General features: G+C 65.4%; 14 protein-coding genes. 12 read left to right on the top strand and 2 right to left on the bottom strand.

All coding sequences use genetic code 11. From position 1 onward, the window contains the following. Positions 1-11 precede the first annotated feature (11 nt). From ACIBH2_RS25145 to ACIBH2_RS25090, 12 genes are all read left to right on the top strand, one after another. Positions 12-1,865: a hypothetical protein gene (locus tag ACIBH2_RS25145; RefSeq protein WP_397121650.1), complete on the top strand. Its 1,854-nt coding sequence runs from the start codon at positions 12-14 to the stop codon at positions 1,863-1,865. Positions 1,866-1,867: 2 nt separating this feature from the next. Next, a complete protein-coding gene (locus tag ACIBH2_RS25140) occupies positions 1,868-2,659 on the top strand; it encodes an ESX secretion-associated protein EspG (RefSeq protein ID WP_397121648.1) in 792 nt (263 codons plus the stop codon). Positions 2,660-3,075: 416 nt separating this feature from the next. Beyond that, positions 3,076-3,459 (top strand): YbaB/EbfC family nucleoid-associated protein, encoded by a 384-nt coding sequence (locus tag ACIBH2_RS25135; protein ID WP_397121646.1) that lies wholly within the window; start codon positions 3,076-3,078, stop codon positions 3,457-3,459. Between the two features lie 100 nt (positions 3,460-3,559). Further along, positions 3,560-3,874, top strand: a complete 315-nt coding sequence (locus ACIBH2_RS25130; protein ID WP_397121644.1) for a hypothetical protein — start codon at positions 3,560-3,562, stop codon at positions 3,872-3,874. A 59-nt stretch (positions 3,875-3,933) separates the two neighbouring features. Next, positions 3,934-5,190 carry a hypothetical protein gene (locus ACIBH2_RS25125; protein ID WP_397121642.1) on the top strand — a complete coding sequence of 419 codons (1,257 nt, stop codon included), beginning with the start codon at positions 3,934-3,936 and terminating at the stop codon, positions 5,188-5,190. Between the two features lie 26 nt (positions 5,191-5,216). Beyond that, positions 5,217-5,531 (top strand): PE domain-containing protein, encoded by a 315-nt coding sequence (locus ACIBH2_RS25120; protein WP_397121640.1) that lies wholly within the window; start codon positions 5,217-5,219, stop codon positions 5,529-5,531. Between the two features lie 14 nt (positions 5,532-5,545). Continuing rightward, positions 5,546-6,571: a PPE domain-containing protein gene (locus ACIBH2_RS25115; RefSeq protein ID WP_397121638.1), complete on the top strand. Its 1,026-nt coding sequence runs from the start codon at positions 5,546-5,548 to the stop codon at positions 6,569-6,571. Next, complete coding sequence (locus ACIBH2_RS25110) at positions 6,568-7,356, top strand: ESX secretion-associated protein EspG (RefSeq protein ID WP_397121636.1); 789 nt, start codon at positions 6,568-6,570, stop codon at positions 7,354-7,356. The genes ACIBH2_RS25115 and ACIBH2_RS25110 overlap by 4 nt, the downstream gene beginning before the upstream one ends. A gap of 96 nt (positions 7,357-7,452) precedes the next feature. Continuing rightward, on the top strand, positions 7,453-7,761 hold the full coding sequence (locus tag ACIBH2_RS25105; protein WP_397121634.1) for a WXG100 family type VII secretion target: 309 nt from the start codon (positions 7,453-7,455) through the stop codon (positions 7,759-7,761). Between the two features lie 42 nt (positions 7,762-7,803). After that, positions 7,804-8,127 (top strand): hypothetical protein, encoded by a 324-nt coding sequence (locus ACIBH2_RS25100; protein WP_397121632.1) that lies wholly within the window; start codon positions 7,804-7,806, stop codon positions 8,125-8,127. Between the two features lie 126 nt (positions 8,128-8,253). Further along, positions 8,254-9,765, top strand: a complete 1,512-nt coding sequence (eccB, locus tag ACIBH2_RS25095; RefSeq protein WP_397121630.1) for a type VII secretion protein EccB — start codon at positions 8,254-8,256, stop codon at positions 9,763-9,765. Positions 9,766-9,783: 18 nt separating this feature from the next. Beyond that, positions 9,784-10,194: a DUF3592 domain-containing protein gene (locus tag ACIBH2_RS25090; RefSeq protein ID WP_397121628.1), complete on the top strand. Its 411-nt coding sequence runs from the start codon at positions 9,784-9,786 to the stop codon at positions 10,192-10,194. An 18-nt stretch (positions 10,195-10,212) separates the two neighbouring features. Here the strand turns inward: ACIBH2_RS25090 and eccE are convergent, their stop codons facing one another. Further along, positions 10,213-12,087 carry a type VII secretion protein EccE gene (gene eccE / locus ACIBH2_RS25085; protein WP_397121626.1) on the bottom strand — a complete coding sequence of 625 codons (1,875 nt, stop codon included), beginning with the start codon at positions 12,085-12,087 and terminating at the stop codon, positions 10,213-10,215. Between the two features lie 112 nt (positions 12,088-12,199). After that, positions 12,200-14,035 (bottom strand): type VII secretion AAA-ATPase EccA, encoded by a 1,836-nt coding sequence (gene eccA, locus ACIBH2_RS25080; protein ID WP_397121623.1) that lies wholly within the window; start codon positions 14,033-14,035, stop codon positions 12,200-12,202. Positions 14,036-14,076 lie beyond the last annotated feature (41 nt).

The following is a 14,076-nucleotide window of genomic DNA, read 5'->3' as shown; positions in this document are numbered from 1 at the left end:
GGGTGGGAACTATGGGTGATAGCTATAGCGAATGGCCTGGGTTAAAGGGGGATCAGAACTTCGTCTTCACCCCTGAACTCGCCACGCAGTGCGCCGAACTCTGCGCCGGAATGCTCTGGGCTGTCGAGCAGGTGAAGAACCAGATGATCTCCAAATTGGAGGTGCCTCGCTTCAGTCCCGAAGCCTCGGGCGAGCGGATGTCCATAAAATTCAGTATGGTCTCGGACCGTTTGCGCGACGTGGTTCTCCCTGATCATGAGACCTTGCTGAATGATATGGCAAGTGCGTTCTTGATGGCGCGTCGAGCCGTCGGGCAGAACGAGGAGAACTCCGCTGCGGATTTCAACGGCATCAAGGATCGTGTCACGTCCGCTCCTGGCTATTCAAATGGCCGTCAATTTTCTCCGAGAAGTGTAGAAGTCCCAAACTGGGGAAATGCGAAGAGTACTGGGGGGGATGGGGCGGGGATAGACTTCTACAACCACGTCGAGGAAGAAAAAGACGGCAATACCACTTATACGAATATCGTAAGCAGAAGCGTCGTACTGCGGAAATATTATCTCGACAAACTGGCCGATTTGTCGGAGATGAAAACGCTGGACGCGCTGGTCGGCGATGCGCACGAAACGATGCCAGTCGAGCCCGAGCCTGGTATCACCATGGACTGGAATAGGTATTTTGCGCATTACGAGGCGATGAGCCTTCCCTCTGGTATCGACAAGATCCTGGAGTCTGCTGGGAATTGGAAGGGCGTCGCAGACTTCCTGGAAAGTGAGCGCGCGAGATTCGTTGGCGGAATCGCTGGTACCTTCAACAATGAGGGCTGGACCGGAGGCTCGGGTCCAGCAGCGCGGGCAGCCGTTGAACGGTATGGCCAGACCACAACAGAACTCGTGAATTCCTTGCGTGCAATCGCCACCAACCTGGGGACGGCCGTGGGATGGCTCAGAGGACTCCAGGTTCAGCTGCCTACCGAGTCCGCAGCTGACTTCATAAAGCGGCACGACAATGATCCGCTTGCCGCGAAGACGGTGGAACCGTACTACGCCGCTAAGTGGGATGAATGGTACGGGGTCGGTCTTCGAGCGACGAGTGACAACATTCCAATCCTCTCCGTACCCTCCATGCAAAAGCCGAAGGTGGAGGTGCCTGGCCCCGGTACCACCAATCTTGGAAACGGTGGAGGAGGGCCAACCTCTCCCGGCACCACCAACGCGCCGAATCTCACGACGGATCCGAACAATGGTCAGCCTGTCAATCCGGGTAATCCGAGTCCGGCCCCCAAGGAAGAAACGCCCGCGACCGACAATTCTCTGAAGGATGTCGCCGAGCTGGCTTCGACACTCCTCTCATCGGGTTCCGAAGCGTTGACGAGCGTTGTGGAGCAAGGGGTTACCGGCCTGCAGTCGCTGGTTTCGCAGGGCACCACCGCCTTACAGCAGTTGATGCAGCAAACCACCACGAACACCGACAATCCGGTGAACCCAACCGTGAATCCCATTACCCAGAACGACCCTTCGAAGCAGACGGGGACCGGTGGTGGCGGCGGCGGTGGTGGCGGCACACCCAAGGGTGGTGGGACCGCGCCGAAGCTCACGGCGAGCCCGCAATCGACGCTCTTTCCGCGGGCGACCGTGTCGTCCGAAACCAGTACGACAACGTCACGCGCTGGACTGGCGAGTACTACGTCGGGCACCACGCAGTCCACACCCATGACCGGCGCGCCCATGGGTGGAGCTGGCGCTGGAGCCGGACAGGGGCAGGGCAAGGAGTACAAGCGGCCGGAATACCTCAGGTCCGGTGAGAACTTCGACGAAGCGTTGGGTGCGATGCCCGAGGCCGTCACCCCGGTTGCGGAGAAATGACAATGATGTGGAATTTCACCGAGTCCGAGTTCATGGTGCTCTGGCGTGACTTGGTCGATGACAACCTCCCCATGCCGTTTGTCTCGAAGTCGAAGGCCGAGTCCTATCGCGACTACTTGGAGGAGGTGCGACGGGCACGAGAAGGTGCTCGACAGAAGTTCGACGAGGCGGCGCTCGTCATGATCAACGCTATCGCCGCCCCGGATCTGTCTGTTGTCGTCAGTGCATGGGACGAGCAGGAACCGCTGAAAGGCAAAGGGGAGATCCGCATCCGCGCTGTCCGGCAGGGCTCGAACGGATATCTGGTGAAGCAAGAATCAGGCGAAACCTTCTGGCATGGCGGTGGCTACAAGATCCGCGCGTGCGATCCGCTGCGTTTGGCCGACGAAGTGGTGCGGGAGCTGCCCGAAATGGCAGCGGGCAAGCAAACCGATCTCGTGCTGCCCGTGCAAGACGAGGCAACGGTCGATGCCAAACCGGGGGGAATAACGGTCCGCGACCCGATGGCCGATTCGGATGCAGCCAGGGCCGCAAGGTTTCACAAGGCGGCCACGGACCGGATCGGAAGGATCAACGTCGTTCAGGGGCAATCGATTTTCGGGCCCCGAGGCATTACGGATCGTGTCTTGCAGTGGCGGGACGTTCGAGAAGACGGCCGATATGTGATATCCGACCAGAATCCGCAGCGGGCTGTGCCAGCAGATGCCCAGCGCACTGTGGCCTTGATCAATTCGCAAATCGCCTCGGTGATTCGGGTGATCAAGGAGGAGCGGGAAAGCGTTCATCGGGTCTGAATAGGGCACGGCCCGATGTAGCCGCCTGGCGAACGCCCGTGTGGGAACACATACCGGGACTCGTCGGTAGCATCGCGGACCGGCCTTATGGTACTTCTACACCTACGCATTGGGAGGGGCTCATCAGATGGTCGACTCGGGGACGGCAGATCCTGGTTCGGGGCCGGAAGTGCCGACGTTCACCGCGGCTTCCGCCACCGGTTCCATCAAGGTCCGAACCACCGAACAAGGTCTCCCCCTAGCCCTGCGTGTCGACTCCGCTGAGCTGCATCGGGATCCGTCGCAGCTTGCTGCCGAGGTGCTGCGGCTGTGTCAGCGGACTGCTGCTCGGGCTGGTCTTGCGCGGCGGCGGCAGTTGGAGGCGGCGGGGGTTAGTGCGGAGACGCTGGCTTACTCGAAGTTGCCTACCGAGGCGGATGTGGCTCGGCTGGAGTATGTCGAGGAGCAGGAGTATGAGACCGAGCCGCAGAGTTGGCTGCGGACCATATAAGGAGGGGTGTGTGGTCGGGTCGTGGGATGAGCTGGAGGCTCGGGTTCGCCAGCGGATGTATCGGTTTCAGGAGTTGGGGGACGAGTTGGGGGCGGTTCGGGGGCGGGAGACGTCCGCGGACGGGGCGGTGACCGTGGAGGTGGACGGGAACGGGGCTTTGCTGGATCTCGACTTCTCCAGCGAGATTTCGCGGTTGTCGCCGGACGAGTTCGAGCGCACGGTGGTGGATACCGCGAATGCGGCGGCGCGTAATGCGTTCGCCAAGCGGGCGGCGCTGGTGACTCGTTTCAACGAGGAGATTGCTGGTTAGCCGCCAGGTTAAGCGGACCTTTGGGATCTGTTAACAAACTGGCGCAACCATTTTCGTGCCAGTACTCTTCATCCAAGATCGATGTTCGGGAGGGACCACGATGGCTGACCTAATCAAGGCCGATTTCGCCAGTATTACTGCCTTCGGCAGCACGGAGGCGGGCACGGCCGCGCAGATTGCCGGTGCGGCGGCGTCTGATTCGGCGGCGGCGCTGGCATCGGCGGTGCCGGTGTTCGGGCTGATCGGTCAGGACTTCCTGATCGCGTTCGCGCAGGCACAGGCCAACTATCTGCTCTCGACCGCGGAGATCGCCGCCGTGCACGGGCAGACGGCAGCGGCGGCCTTCGCGGGTGTCGCGGCCTATGAGAGCACCGAGCTGGCTGGGGCCATCAGCTTCGCACTCGAATCGCTGTGAGCGACGCCACGCTGAACCCTACGGTTCTGGACGTTCTGCGCACCAGCCCGGTGGGGTCGATGCTGGATCGTCCGGTCTCGGATGTGCTGAGCGACTTGGGGATTCCCCAATTGCCGCAGCTACCGCAGTTGCCCGCGCTGCCGGAGATCACGCTGCCGTCGATCGACCCGACGGCACTGATCCAACCGGTGGTGGAGCTGCTGTCCGGGTTCGGCAGTGGCAGTCTCGGCACCAGCGGATTCGATCCGACCGACTTGTTCTCGTTGGTCACCAAGACGCTGACCAGTGCCGCCGATACGACTACGCAAGCGGTCTCGCAGGTTTCGGTGGGGTGGCAGAGCGACGCCGCACGCGCGGCCATGGAGAAGAGCCTGCGCGTTGTCGACGACATCGGAGCGGTTCAGGCGCAGGGGCTGAACCAGAAGCTGATCCTGCTCGACGCCGAACGCGTCGTGGCGCAGGGGTACGCCGAACTCAGCGCCGTCATCGCGAAGTTCGTCGCCGAGGTGATCGCGGGAGCTCCGCTGTTCATCACACCGGCGGGGCTGCCCGCGCTGCTCGCCATGGCATCGCAGGTGGTCGCGGAGGCGGGTGTCATCGCCGCCAAGACGCGTGGTGAGCTGAGCATCAAGACCGCCGAGATCGTCGGCGCGGGAATGAAAGTCCTCGTCACCGGTGCGCCCACGGCCGCGGACGCGGCGCAGTTGGCGAATCTGGTCGCACAGTCGGTGCAGCCGCTCGCCCAACCCGCCGCCGCCCTCGCCTCCAAGGTCGCCGAAAAGGGCGGCGAGGTGGTCAGCGGTGGCGCGGAGGTGGTCAGCAAGATCTCACAGTCGCTGACCAGCGATACCAACAACGACACCAAAACCACTGACCAGACCAATAATCCGAACGCGACCAAGATCACTGACGAGAAGACGACCGACGACAAGACGACGAACGGCGGCGGTGGCGACAGCCCCAGCACGCTGCTCGGCGGCGGCGTACCCGTCACGACCAATCCGACCGGCAACACCCCACTGACCAGAACCCCGTTCGGCGAGAACGTCGGCGGTTCACCGTCGAGCCGCGGGACAACGACCGCGAGCCCCGTGGCGCAGACCGGCCGCGCGACCACCTCGCCGATGATGTCCGGACTGGGCGCGGGCAACCGTGCCGGGGCCGCCGACGAGGAGACCTCGAACGGCGACCGCACCAACCTGGTCACCGCGGCACACGGCGACGAAGTGGTCGGAACCATCGAAGGCGTCTCCATCCCGGTTGTCGGTGGAGTCGAGGCGATAGACGAACCACCGGACAAAGAGCTCACGCTCTGATTTAGCGGGGGAACAGGAGAATCAGCATGGCCATCAACGAATTCACCGGTGTACGTTTCGATTCCGCGTCGGCGCTGGCCGCCGCGGCCCAGCTGGACGCGCTCGCCGACCGGCTCGCCGCGGGCGTGCAGGCCGAACAGCCCAAGCTCACTCTCGTCGCGGCTGGATCGGATGAGGTGTCGCAGCGGGCGACGCAGACCCTCAACGCGGTCGTGGCGTCGTTCCAGCAGAGCGCCGGTGGCGGCGTGGACGAGCTGCGCAAGCTCGCCGCCACCCTGCGCACGCAGACCGACAACTTCGCCCAGGCCGAGGGGCAGAGCGCCCACGGCTTCGCCGTCTGATCGGACCGCCGCCGATGCTGGAACCACAGAACCCCGGTTTCACCGGAACGGTTTGGGAATCCAGGCCGCCGGAGCAACTGGCCCGAGACCTCGTGACGGGGGCGGGCGCGGTGCCTGCCGCCGAAGCGGGACTCGCATGGGCACGATTGGGTGCGAGTTTCGCCGCGGCGGCGGCCGATTACGAACGGATTCTCACCACGCTCGACAGCGCGTGGGAATCCGATAACAGCGGACCTGTCATTCAGCGGTTCCGCGCCCTGCGCGATTGGCTGACCGCCTCCGCCGCGGCCGCCGCGGGCAATGCCACGCAGGCCGAATCCCACGCTGTCGCTTACGAACTCGCGCGACTGGCCATGCCCGACGCCCAGGAGACCGAAGCGCTGCGCGATATGCAGAAGCTGCTGGAGCAGGTGGGCACGGCGCTCGGCGCCCCGATGCTCGCCAAGATCGCACAGGTCGAGGGCGACGCCGATGCCGCGAAAGCCGTTGCGGCGCGGGTCATGCGCACCTACGAGGCGGCAACCGAGAAGTTGGCTGTGCCGTGGGAGCACGAGGCCCCGCCGGTGATCGTGCCGGAAGTGCCCGCGAATCCCACACCGGAGTCGACCGAACAGACGCCCGCCACGGCGCCGTCGCCGGGCGTGCCCGGTTACACGATCGGCCCGATCAATATCGCGCCCGTGAAGACCGACTACCGAGGCCGCGTCGCCGCCCCGGTGACCGTCGCCACGTCGGGACCCGTTCAGACACAACCGGTTACGGTCCAGCAGAGTACGGCGGTGCCGATGACGCCCGCCGCCATGGCCGGTGGTGGATCGCAGGACGACGAGGAGCACACGACGCGCAGCGATCTGGCCGGACCGGCCAGCGATGCCGACCTCGGATTGACCTCGGGAATGCAGGTCGCCCCCGCGGTGCTCGGCGGCCTGGATCCGAACGCGCAGCGGGCGATTCCCGATATCGCCTTCAATGCCGGAAGCGCCGGGAGCGAGAGTCCGCGCACTCCCGAGCCCGTGGGGCGTGAGGAGGCGTCGTCATGACCGTCCTCACCAACGACGGCCTGCTGACCCTCGCCGGTCAGCTCGGGGTACAAACGCTGCCCCTGGTGCTTTCTGTTGGACCGCAACAGAATTCGCATCACGAGCTGGCTCTCGCCCAGGAGCGGGCCCGCGCCGACCTGGTCGCGAACCGGGTGCTCGACTCCTACGGAGATGTCGAACCCGAAACGGCCGCAGCATTGTTCGTGCTGGCGCAGCCGGATCGTGAACTGGCCATGCGCTTGTTCACCCCGGAGGGCCAAGTGCGCGTGTGCGTCGCCCGCCGCGGTGAAAGCCATGTCCAGGCCGTGCGTCGCGGTGACAGCCTCGACGTGCGCACGCTCTGGTCGGATGGTTCGGTGGATTCGCTTGCCCGCCCGTTCCTGGACGCTCTCGGCCGCGCGACCGCGGCGGAGGTGGTGAACTTCAGCGCGCTCGCCTCCGATCTGCGCGAACGCTTCGATGCCGCAACGACTTCGGACCAGTTCGCGAGCGCCGTGCACAGCTTCGGCGTCGAGGAGACCGACGCCGTGGAGTACGGGCTCGCGCTCGCGTCCTGCCATGCTTACGCCGAGGTGGTGGCCTACGCCTACGCCGACGGCGTCACAGACCGATCACCGGGAGCCGTGGTGGTGTACGACACCGCCCGAGGCCGCATTGTGGCCGCTCCCGGGGTCGCCTCGGACCAGCAGATCTGGTCCACGCTGACACCGGGCACCGATCACCGCGTCGCACAGGCGATTTCGGCCTTGATCGACCGGCTGCCTGGGGGGAGGTGGCTGTCGTAAACCACAAGTGAGCAGACAGTTGATCCACACCGAAATAGGTGATGTGCGATCACATCGCCTGGCGTTCAAACGAATACAAAGATAGAGGTACACGCGATGGCAGCTGTAGATTACGCCCTGGTTGATTCGGCGAAGGGCGAAATTGCGACGGTGGTCGACCGAATTCAGTCCATCCTCGCCAAGGTCCAGGACACCGTGGAATCGGGCAAGAAGGGCTTCCAGGGTCAGGCCGCGGCCGCCTTCCAGGCCGCTTGCGTCTCGTGGGACGAAGAGGCCGTTCGCCTCAAGAAGGTCCTGATCGAGCTCGAGCAGCAGGTCGGCGTCGGCCAGACCACCTACGCCAACCTCGAGCAGGAGAGTGGCGAGGGCTTCGCGAAGGTCACCAACGGCCTGACGAACCTGTAATCCACTTCTTCGTAAATCTCACAGACTACTCAAGGAGCAACAATGACTGATGGCGTGTCCGTATACAACAAGCCGGTCATGGACCAGATGTACCAGGAGCTGAAGCAGTACCACGGTCTGCTGGGCCAGGCTGGTCGCGACGATTTCCAGACCGCGTCGGAAAAGCTGAAGGCCGCCTGGACGGATCCGACCGACAACACGATCAACCAGGCCTACACCGGCGGTTACGAGATTGTGAAGAACAAGTTCGACGGCGAGTTCACCGACACCCTCACGGTGCTGGAGAACATCGCCACCGCGCTCGAGAACGCGCTGGCCAACGCGGGCTACACCGACGCCAAGATCGCGGACGGCTTCGGAGCCTGATCGCCGAGGTGAACCGCACAACATGGTACCCCTCATCCGAGGGGTACCATGTTGTTCTTGTTCCCGACGGGAATTCGTTGCCACGGGGGAGTTGGCCGCCGAAATGGTTGGCCTGATGGAGGATTCGTGCCAGCACAGTTGACCACTCGTGCCCAGGTGAATGGGTACCGCTTTCTGCTACGACGGCTCGACCACGCTTTGGTCCGTCGTGACGTGCGGATGCTGCACGATCCGATGCGCGCGCAGCTCAGGTCACTGATCGTCGGCGCGGTACTCGCCCTGCTCGTGGTGGCCGGTGCGGCCATTATGTCCTTCATTCGCCCACAGGGCTCCATCGGCAATTCGAACATTGTGATGGGCAAGGAGAGCGGCGCGCTGTATGTCGTCGTCCAAGACGAGGACGACGAGAGCAAGAAGACCCTGCATCCCGTGCTGAATTTGGCCTCGGCGCGGTTGATTACCGGCAGCAACGAAAAGCCGAATTCAGTGAAGGACAGCAAGCTCAATACGCTGCCCCGGGGACCGCTGCTCGGAATTCCGGGCGCGCCCGCGGCTTTGCCGGGTTCGAGTCAAGGCGACCGATCCCGGTGGACGCTGTGCGACACTGTGCAGCTGTCGAATTCGGGTGGCGCGGCCTCGTCGGCGGGCGCTACCACCACCGCGATCGCGGGCGAACTCGAATTGACCGACCGCATGAAGAAGGTCGACAACGATACGGCCCTGCTGGTTCGCAACGGCGGCAAAACCTATTTGATCTACGAAGGCAAACGCGCCGAAATAGACCCGACCAATTCCGTGATCAGGCGGTCACTGGATATCTCGGGCCAGCAGGCGCGGCCGATCTCCACCGGTCTGCTCGGCGCGGCCACAGCGACCCCGCCACTGGCGGCCCCGACCATCGATCGTGCGGGCGAACCCGGGCCGGGCCGACTCAGTGATGTGCCGGTCGGCGGCATCATTCGGCTCAGCAGCCTCGGCGATTCCGAGGCCGTCGAACATTACGTCGTGCTCGCCGATGGCGTGCAGCGGGTTTCGGAATTCACCGCCGAACTGATTCGCAACGACGACTCGCAGGGCATGAGCCAGCCCAAGTCCGTGCCGCCGGATCTGCTCGACGGCATTCCGGTCGTGCACTCGCTGCCCACCGACGACTTCCCGACCACGAAGCCGAAAATCGTCTCGGCGGAACAGAATCCGGTCGCCTGCATCGAATGGACTAAGGCCGGACGCGCCGGACTGCAACAGTCCGATGCCGCCGAAGGTCCCGCCGACCGCGCCTCGGTCTCGATCCTCGTCGGCACCCGCCTGCCCCTGCCCGAATCCGCCGTGCCGGTGTCGCTGGCGACGGCCGACAACACCGGCAACCGCATCGACAGCGTCTACGTTCGACCCACCACCGGCGAGTTCGTGCGCGTCACCGGCGTCGAACCCGGCTCGCCGCGCCGGGACAGCCTGTTCTACGTGGCGGACAACGGCGTTCGGTACGGCGTGCCGGATCTCGATACCGCCGATGTGCTCGGCCTGGGTCGATCGCCCCACCTCGCCCCGTGGGCGATTGTCGGACAGCTCGTCCCCGGTCCGACCCTGGACAAGCGCGAGGCGCTCGTCAGTCACGACTCCGTGGCGCAGGGCGGCTGACAGGTCGCCGGGGGCGGTATGAGTTCGGATTGGTGGTACGCCCTCATCCCGCTCGGGGTGGGGTCGGTCTTCTTCGTCGTGGGCGTGGTCCACATTCGCCGTACTCGAACACTGCGCCGATCCGGGGCCAAGGCGTACGGGCAGGTGGTCCGTCTCGCGACGAGTGCCGGTGAGAACGGTACGCTCTACCACCCCGTGGTCCGATGGGTCACCCAGGACGGATACACCGTGGAACGTTCTGCCGCCGTGGGCAAGTCGTGGATCGTCAACTTCCGGCCGGGCACACAGGTGCTCGTCCACTACGACCCGGCCGACCCCGACCGCATGGTCATCGAGGGTTACAGCAGCGGTTCGGAGTGGCTCTTCTGTTTCCTCGGCGCGGCCGTGGTGGTCGGGACGGTGGCGGTCGTAGCGGGCTTCGCCTTCTGACCAGCGCCGCCCGCCCGGCTACCGCCGAAGCGGCGCCGCGCCGATCAGCTGTTGCTCCGCCGGTGTGGTGACCACCTGAGCCGTGGTCCGCGTCGCCGGGGTGTGCACCGTAACCGTATGCGGCGCATCGGGATGCTGGACGATGGTGACGTCCGCATCGGGCTGATAGTGCCGAGAAACCCCGTCGTGCACCGTGATCACCGTCGCCGAACCCGGGGGAGTGGTGGCGGGCACGCCGTCGAACACGATGATCGTGGCGGCCGGATGCGGCGCGTTGGGCGACATCACCTGATGGCGTGCGCTGTGGGTGACCGAAGAGGCCAGCGAAAGCGCGTGCGGCGCGGAGACATTCGCGATCATGCCCTGCCAGGCCGCCGGGCGAGAGGTGTGGACGACCGCACCCGCGCCGAGCGCGATGGCCCGCAGAATGGTCTGCTGCGCCAACTCGAGGCTGGCGATGATATCGATGCGGCGCGAGCCGGAACCGATGAGCGGTACGGCCACGCCGCTGCCGGAGGCATTGGCGCCGATGAGCTGGCCGCATCCGGCGGTGGGGACGGCGATATCGGACAGCGCCGCGATCGGACCCCGATACCCCTCCTCCCGGACGTCCAGCGAGTCGAACGCCAAAGTGTCCATGAGCGCCCACATCTGGCGGCGCGGGAGCTCCCGCAGCCCGGCCACGGGCGGTCCCTCCAGCTCGTGCCGGGTGTCGTAGCGGACGCGCGCGTCGACCTCGATGGCATTGCGCTTGCCGCCGGGGCGGGCGGCGTTGTCGCCCACGGGACGCAGCCGGACGGTCACGGTGGTGGCCAGACTGCGGACCGCCCAGATCTTGGCGAGGCCATCGGAATTGAACAGCTCACGGCCGATTTGGTACGTGGTGAGATGAACCCCGTCGTGCGCGAGGGAATTCGCGGTCTCCTCGAACTGATCGACCGGGATGCCGCGGGTGATCTCGCGCAGTGCGGCGGTCATCTCGGAGCTGGTCAGCACCGAGGCCGTGATCCCGCGTGCGGCAAGGCGATTGGCCACTCGACGCGTGGCCGTGATGGTCGAGCGCAGCGCGCCCTCCGGGCCACCGCCGCGATTCTGGACGGCCTTGGCATTGGCAAGCGGGTTGAGCCGCAGCATGATCCACACGGTGCGATGCGCGATGGCCGGTAGCGGACCCAGGATCTCGTCGTACATCCGGCCCAGGTGGGCCACGCTCGCGGCGTAGCCGGAGATCACGGCGTCGTTTCCGGCCGTCCGGGTGCCGGTGCTGATCACATCGACCGAATCCAGCTCGACATCGTATTGCCGTAGGCAGTCGGCGATCTCGGTGAGCGGCAGCACCTGGTCGGTACTCAGCGAGCCGCGCCGCAGCAGCGTGAGGGTATCCGGCGGCGGGTCGATGCGCAGCATGGTGGTGATGAGGGTGCCGTCCCAGCGCAGACCGTAGCTGCCGCCCTCGGGCAGCGGCAGATCGACGATGGAGTCCTCCGCGTCCTCGGTGCTGCGGCGCGACTGCCGCCAGCGGTAGGCGACCCAGGAGCCCAACCGCAGGCCGATCGGAATACCGCCGACCGGAGCCAGGCCGACAATGACGGGTACGGCGCTCGCCAGCGCGGTGGCCCACCACGGCGCGTCGAAGGCGATCGAGATCAGCGACGCGACCACGGCGAGCAGCGCGACCGGAATCACCAGTCGCAGCGGCAGATTCCGGAACAGCCACATCTCGTCCGAGCTCAGCTCGGCGGGCTCGGAGTGCCGAGCCTTGCGCCGCCGCCCGGACTCCTTCGTGTCGGTCGGCTCCGCCTGCGGCTCGGGCGGGCGCACCGGCTCCGGCTGACCCTGCTGGGGCGGTATCCCGTTGCCCGGCGGGCGCATCCGCGTGGTGCGCTCGTCCATATACGTCGGATCGTGAATAGAGCCGTTCACTGCGGTCCCCCGAAATACATTGTGCGCCGCCGAATCCTGTCCTCGGCTCCGCGTACCGATTTACCCACCGTGGCCGTATCGCTCAGCTGGCGGCCGACGCCAGGCCCAACGATGTGAGGACGGTCGTCAACGCCGCCTGCATATCGGGAGCCTCGATGCGCATCAGCACCGACTCGTCGACCGCGCCCAGATCGATGGAATCGTCGTTGGCGAGCCGGAATTCGCGCTCCTCCTCGGCGGCCTCGATGAGGTTGCGGATGAAGCGACCGTTACCGGCCAGGTCCACGCCACGGCGCGGCTGGCCGCTCTGATCGGTGCTCTCCATCTCGTAGAGCCGCTCGCAGGTCCGCACGAGCAGCGCGAGCGCCTCCTCCGACAGCTGCGAATCCCGCTTGCCCGCAATGACATTGCCGATCTCGCCGAGTTCGGGAGCGGTGTAGGACGGGAATTGCAGGCGTTTGGCGAAGCGCGAGGCCAGACCGTCGTTGGCGGCCAGGAACCGGTCGATCTCACCGTCGTATCCGGCGATGATGACCACCAACCGGTCGCGATCGTTCTCCATTCGGGCCAGCAGCGTGTCCACCGCCTCGCGACCGAACGCGTCACCGCCGGACAGGCCGGTCTGAATCAGCGTGTACGCCTCGTCGATGAAGAGCACGCCGTCCATGGCGGTGTCGATGAGCGCATCGGACTTGATGGCCGTCGACCCGAGGTGCTGGCCGACGAAGTCGGAGCGCTTGGCCTCGACCACCTTGTCGGTCTTGAGAATGCCCAGGCCGCAATAGATCTTGGCGACGACGCGCGCGATGGTGGTCTTACCGGTACCCGGCGGACCGGTGAAGGCCAGGTGCTGACCGCGAGCCGAACTCGACAGCCCCTTCTCGGCACGGATCTTGGCCAGCTGCGCACTGGACTGCAACTTGGCCACCTGCGTCTTCACCGCGGTCAGGCCGATCTGCTTGTCGAGTTCGGCGCGCGCCTCGGCGAGGATCTGCTTGGCGCGGTCCTCGAATTCGGCCTGTTCCTTCTCCTCCAGCGAGGGGGCGGTCGCGGGATCCCACTTGTCGGTGCGGGCCTCGATCACCTCCTTGTTGGTGACCGTGATGCGGTAGGTGCGGTCCTTCATCGCGGCGGTATTGGCCGCGAAATCCGGGGCCTGCGAGTACACCTTCTCGAAGAGCGCCTGCGCCTCATCGCTCTTGCCCGTTTCGCGCAGGCACAGGCCCCGGCAGAACATGGCGGCGGTGCGGGCGGCCGGAATCGGCCCCTCCTCCGCCTGCTCCATGCGCTTGATGGCCTCGCCGAACAGACCCAACTGCGCGCAGGCGGTGCCGACCATGACATGAGCGCCCGCCGCGAGGTACGGGTCCTCCCATTCGGCCGAACCGGCCAGAATCGTCATGACATCGGGCCAGCGCTGCGTGTTGTAGTGCATGATCGCGCGCACGTACGAGCAGATCCGGTTGTCGATCGCGCGGTCCGGATCGGAGCTGCGGCTCTTGCGGTGCACATCGAGTTCGTCGAGGACTCGTTCGGCCTCGTCGTACTGCTTGTCGGCGATCAGATGCGACGCGTAGGCCAGCCAGATCTCGGTGAAACTGGCCAGCGGATAGTCGATGTAGAGCCCGGGCAGGAACCGTCCGGCGAAGGCGCGGGGCGCGATGCCGAGGCGGCGCTGTTCGCGGAACAGCGTGGTGGTGCTGGTCTTGTGCAGGTTGTACAGGACTTCCTGGGTGACCTCGCCCGCCACGGCGCGGCCCAGCCACGCGTCGCACATGGTGGGATCCCACTCGGTGGCGCGCTGGAAGGCGAGTTTCGCGTACTCCAGATCGCGGGTCGACTCCTGTCCGTCGATGCTCAATCCCAGCGACAGCACACCGGCGTCGAACGCGCGTTGTGCCTGGCGAGTGTCGATCATGTTGGTCGAACCCCGAATTCGTTGAACCTGGTTTAACTTTC

The sequence above is a fragment of the Nocardia sp. NPDC050406 genome, assembly GCF_044459025.1.
Lineage (GTDB): Bacteria > Actinomycetota > Actinomycetes > Mycobacteriales > Mycobacteriaceae > Nocardia.
Note: the sequence above shows the minus strand (reverse complement) of the source record. Positions and strands in the feature narration are given on the sequence as shown.

Coding starts and splice junctions, on each gene's coding strand:
- ACIBH2_RS25145 (WP_397121650.1), top strand. CDS start 12: ATGGGTGATAGCTATAGCGAATGGCCTGGGTTAAAGGGGGATCAGAAC.
- ACIBH2_RS25140 (WP_397121648.1), top strand. CDS start 1,868: ATGATGTGGAATTTCACCGAGTCCGAGTTCATGGTGCTCTGGCGTGAC.
- ACIBH2_RS25135 (WP_397121646.1), top strand. CDS start 3,076: ATGTGGCTCGGCTGGAGTATGTCGAGGAGCAGGAGTATGAGACCGAGC.
- ACIBH2_RS25130 (WP_397121644.1), top strand. CDS start 3,560: ATGGCTGACCTAATCAAGGCCGATTTCGCCAGTATTACTGCCTTCGGC.
- ACIBH2_RS25125 (WP_397121642.1), top strand. CDS start 3,934: ATGCTGGATCGTCCGGTCTCGGATGTGCTGAGCGACTTGGGGATTCCC.
- ACIBH2_RS25120 (WP_397121640.1), top strand. CDS start 5,217: ATGGCCATCAACGAATTCACCGGTGTACGTTTCGATTCCGCGTCGGCG.
- ACIBH2_RS25115 (WP_397121638.1), top strand. CDS start 5,546: ATGCTGGAACCACAGAACCCCGGTTTCACCGGAACGGTTTGGGAATCC.
- ACIBH2_RS25110 (WP_397121636.1), top strand. CDS start 6,568: ATGACCGTCCTCACCAACGACGGCCTGCTGACCCTCGCCGGTCAGCTC.
- ACIBH2_RS25105 (WP_397121634.1), top strand. CDS start 7,453: ATGGCAGCTGTAGATTACGCCCTGGTTGATTCGGCGAAGGGCGAAATT.
- ACIBH2_RS25100 (WP_397121632.1), top strand. CDS start 7,804: ATGACTGATGGCGTGTCCGTATACAACAAGCCGGTCATGGACCAGATG.
- ACIBH2_RS25090 (WP_397121628.1), top strand. CDS start 9,784: ATGAGTTCGGATTGGTGGTACGCCCTCATCCCGCTCGGGGTGGGGTCG.
- eccE (WP_397121626.1), bottom strand. CDS start 12,087: ATGGACGAGCGCACCACGCGGATGCGCCCGCCGGGCAACGGGATACCG.
- eccA (WP_397121623.1), bottom strand. CDS start 14,035: ATGATCGACACTCGCCAGGCACAACGCGCGTTCGACGCCGGTGTGCTG.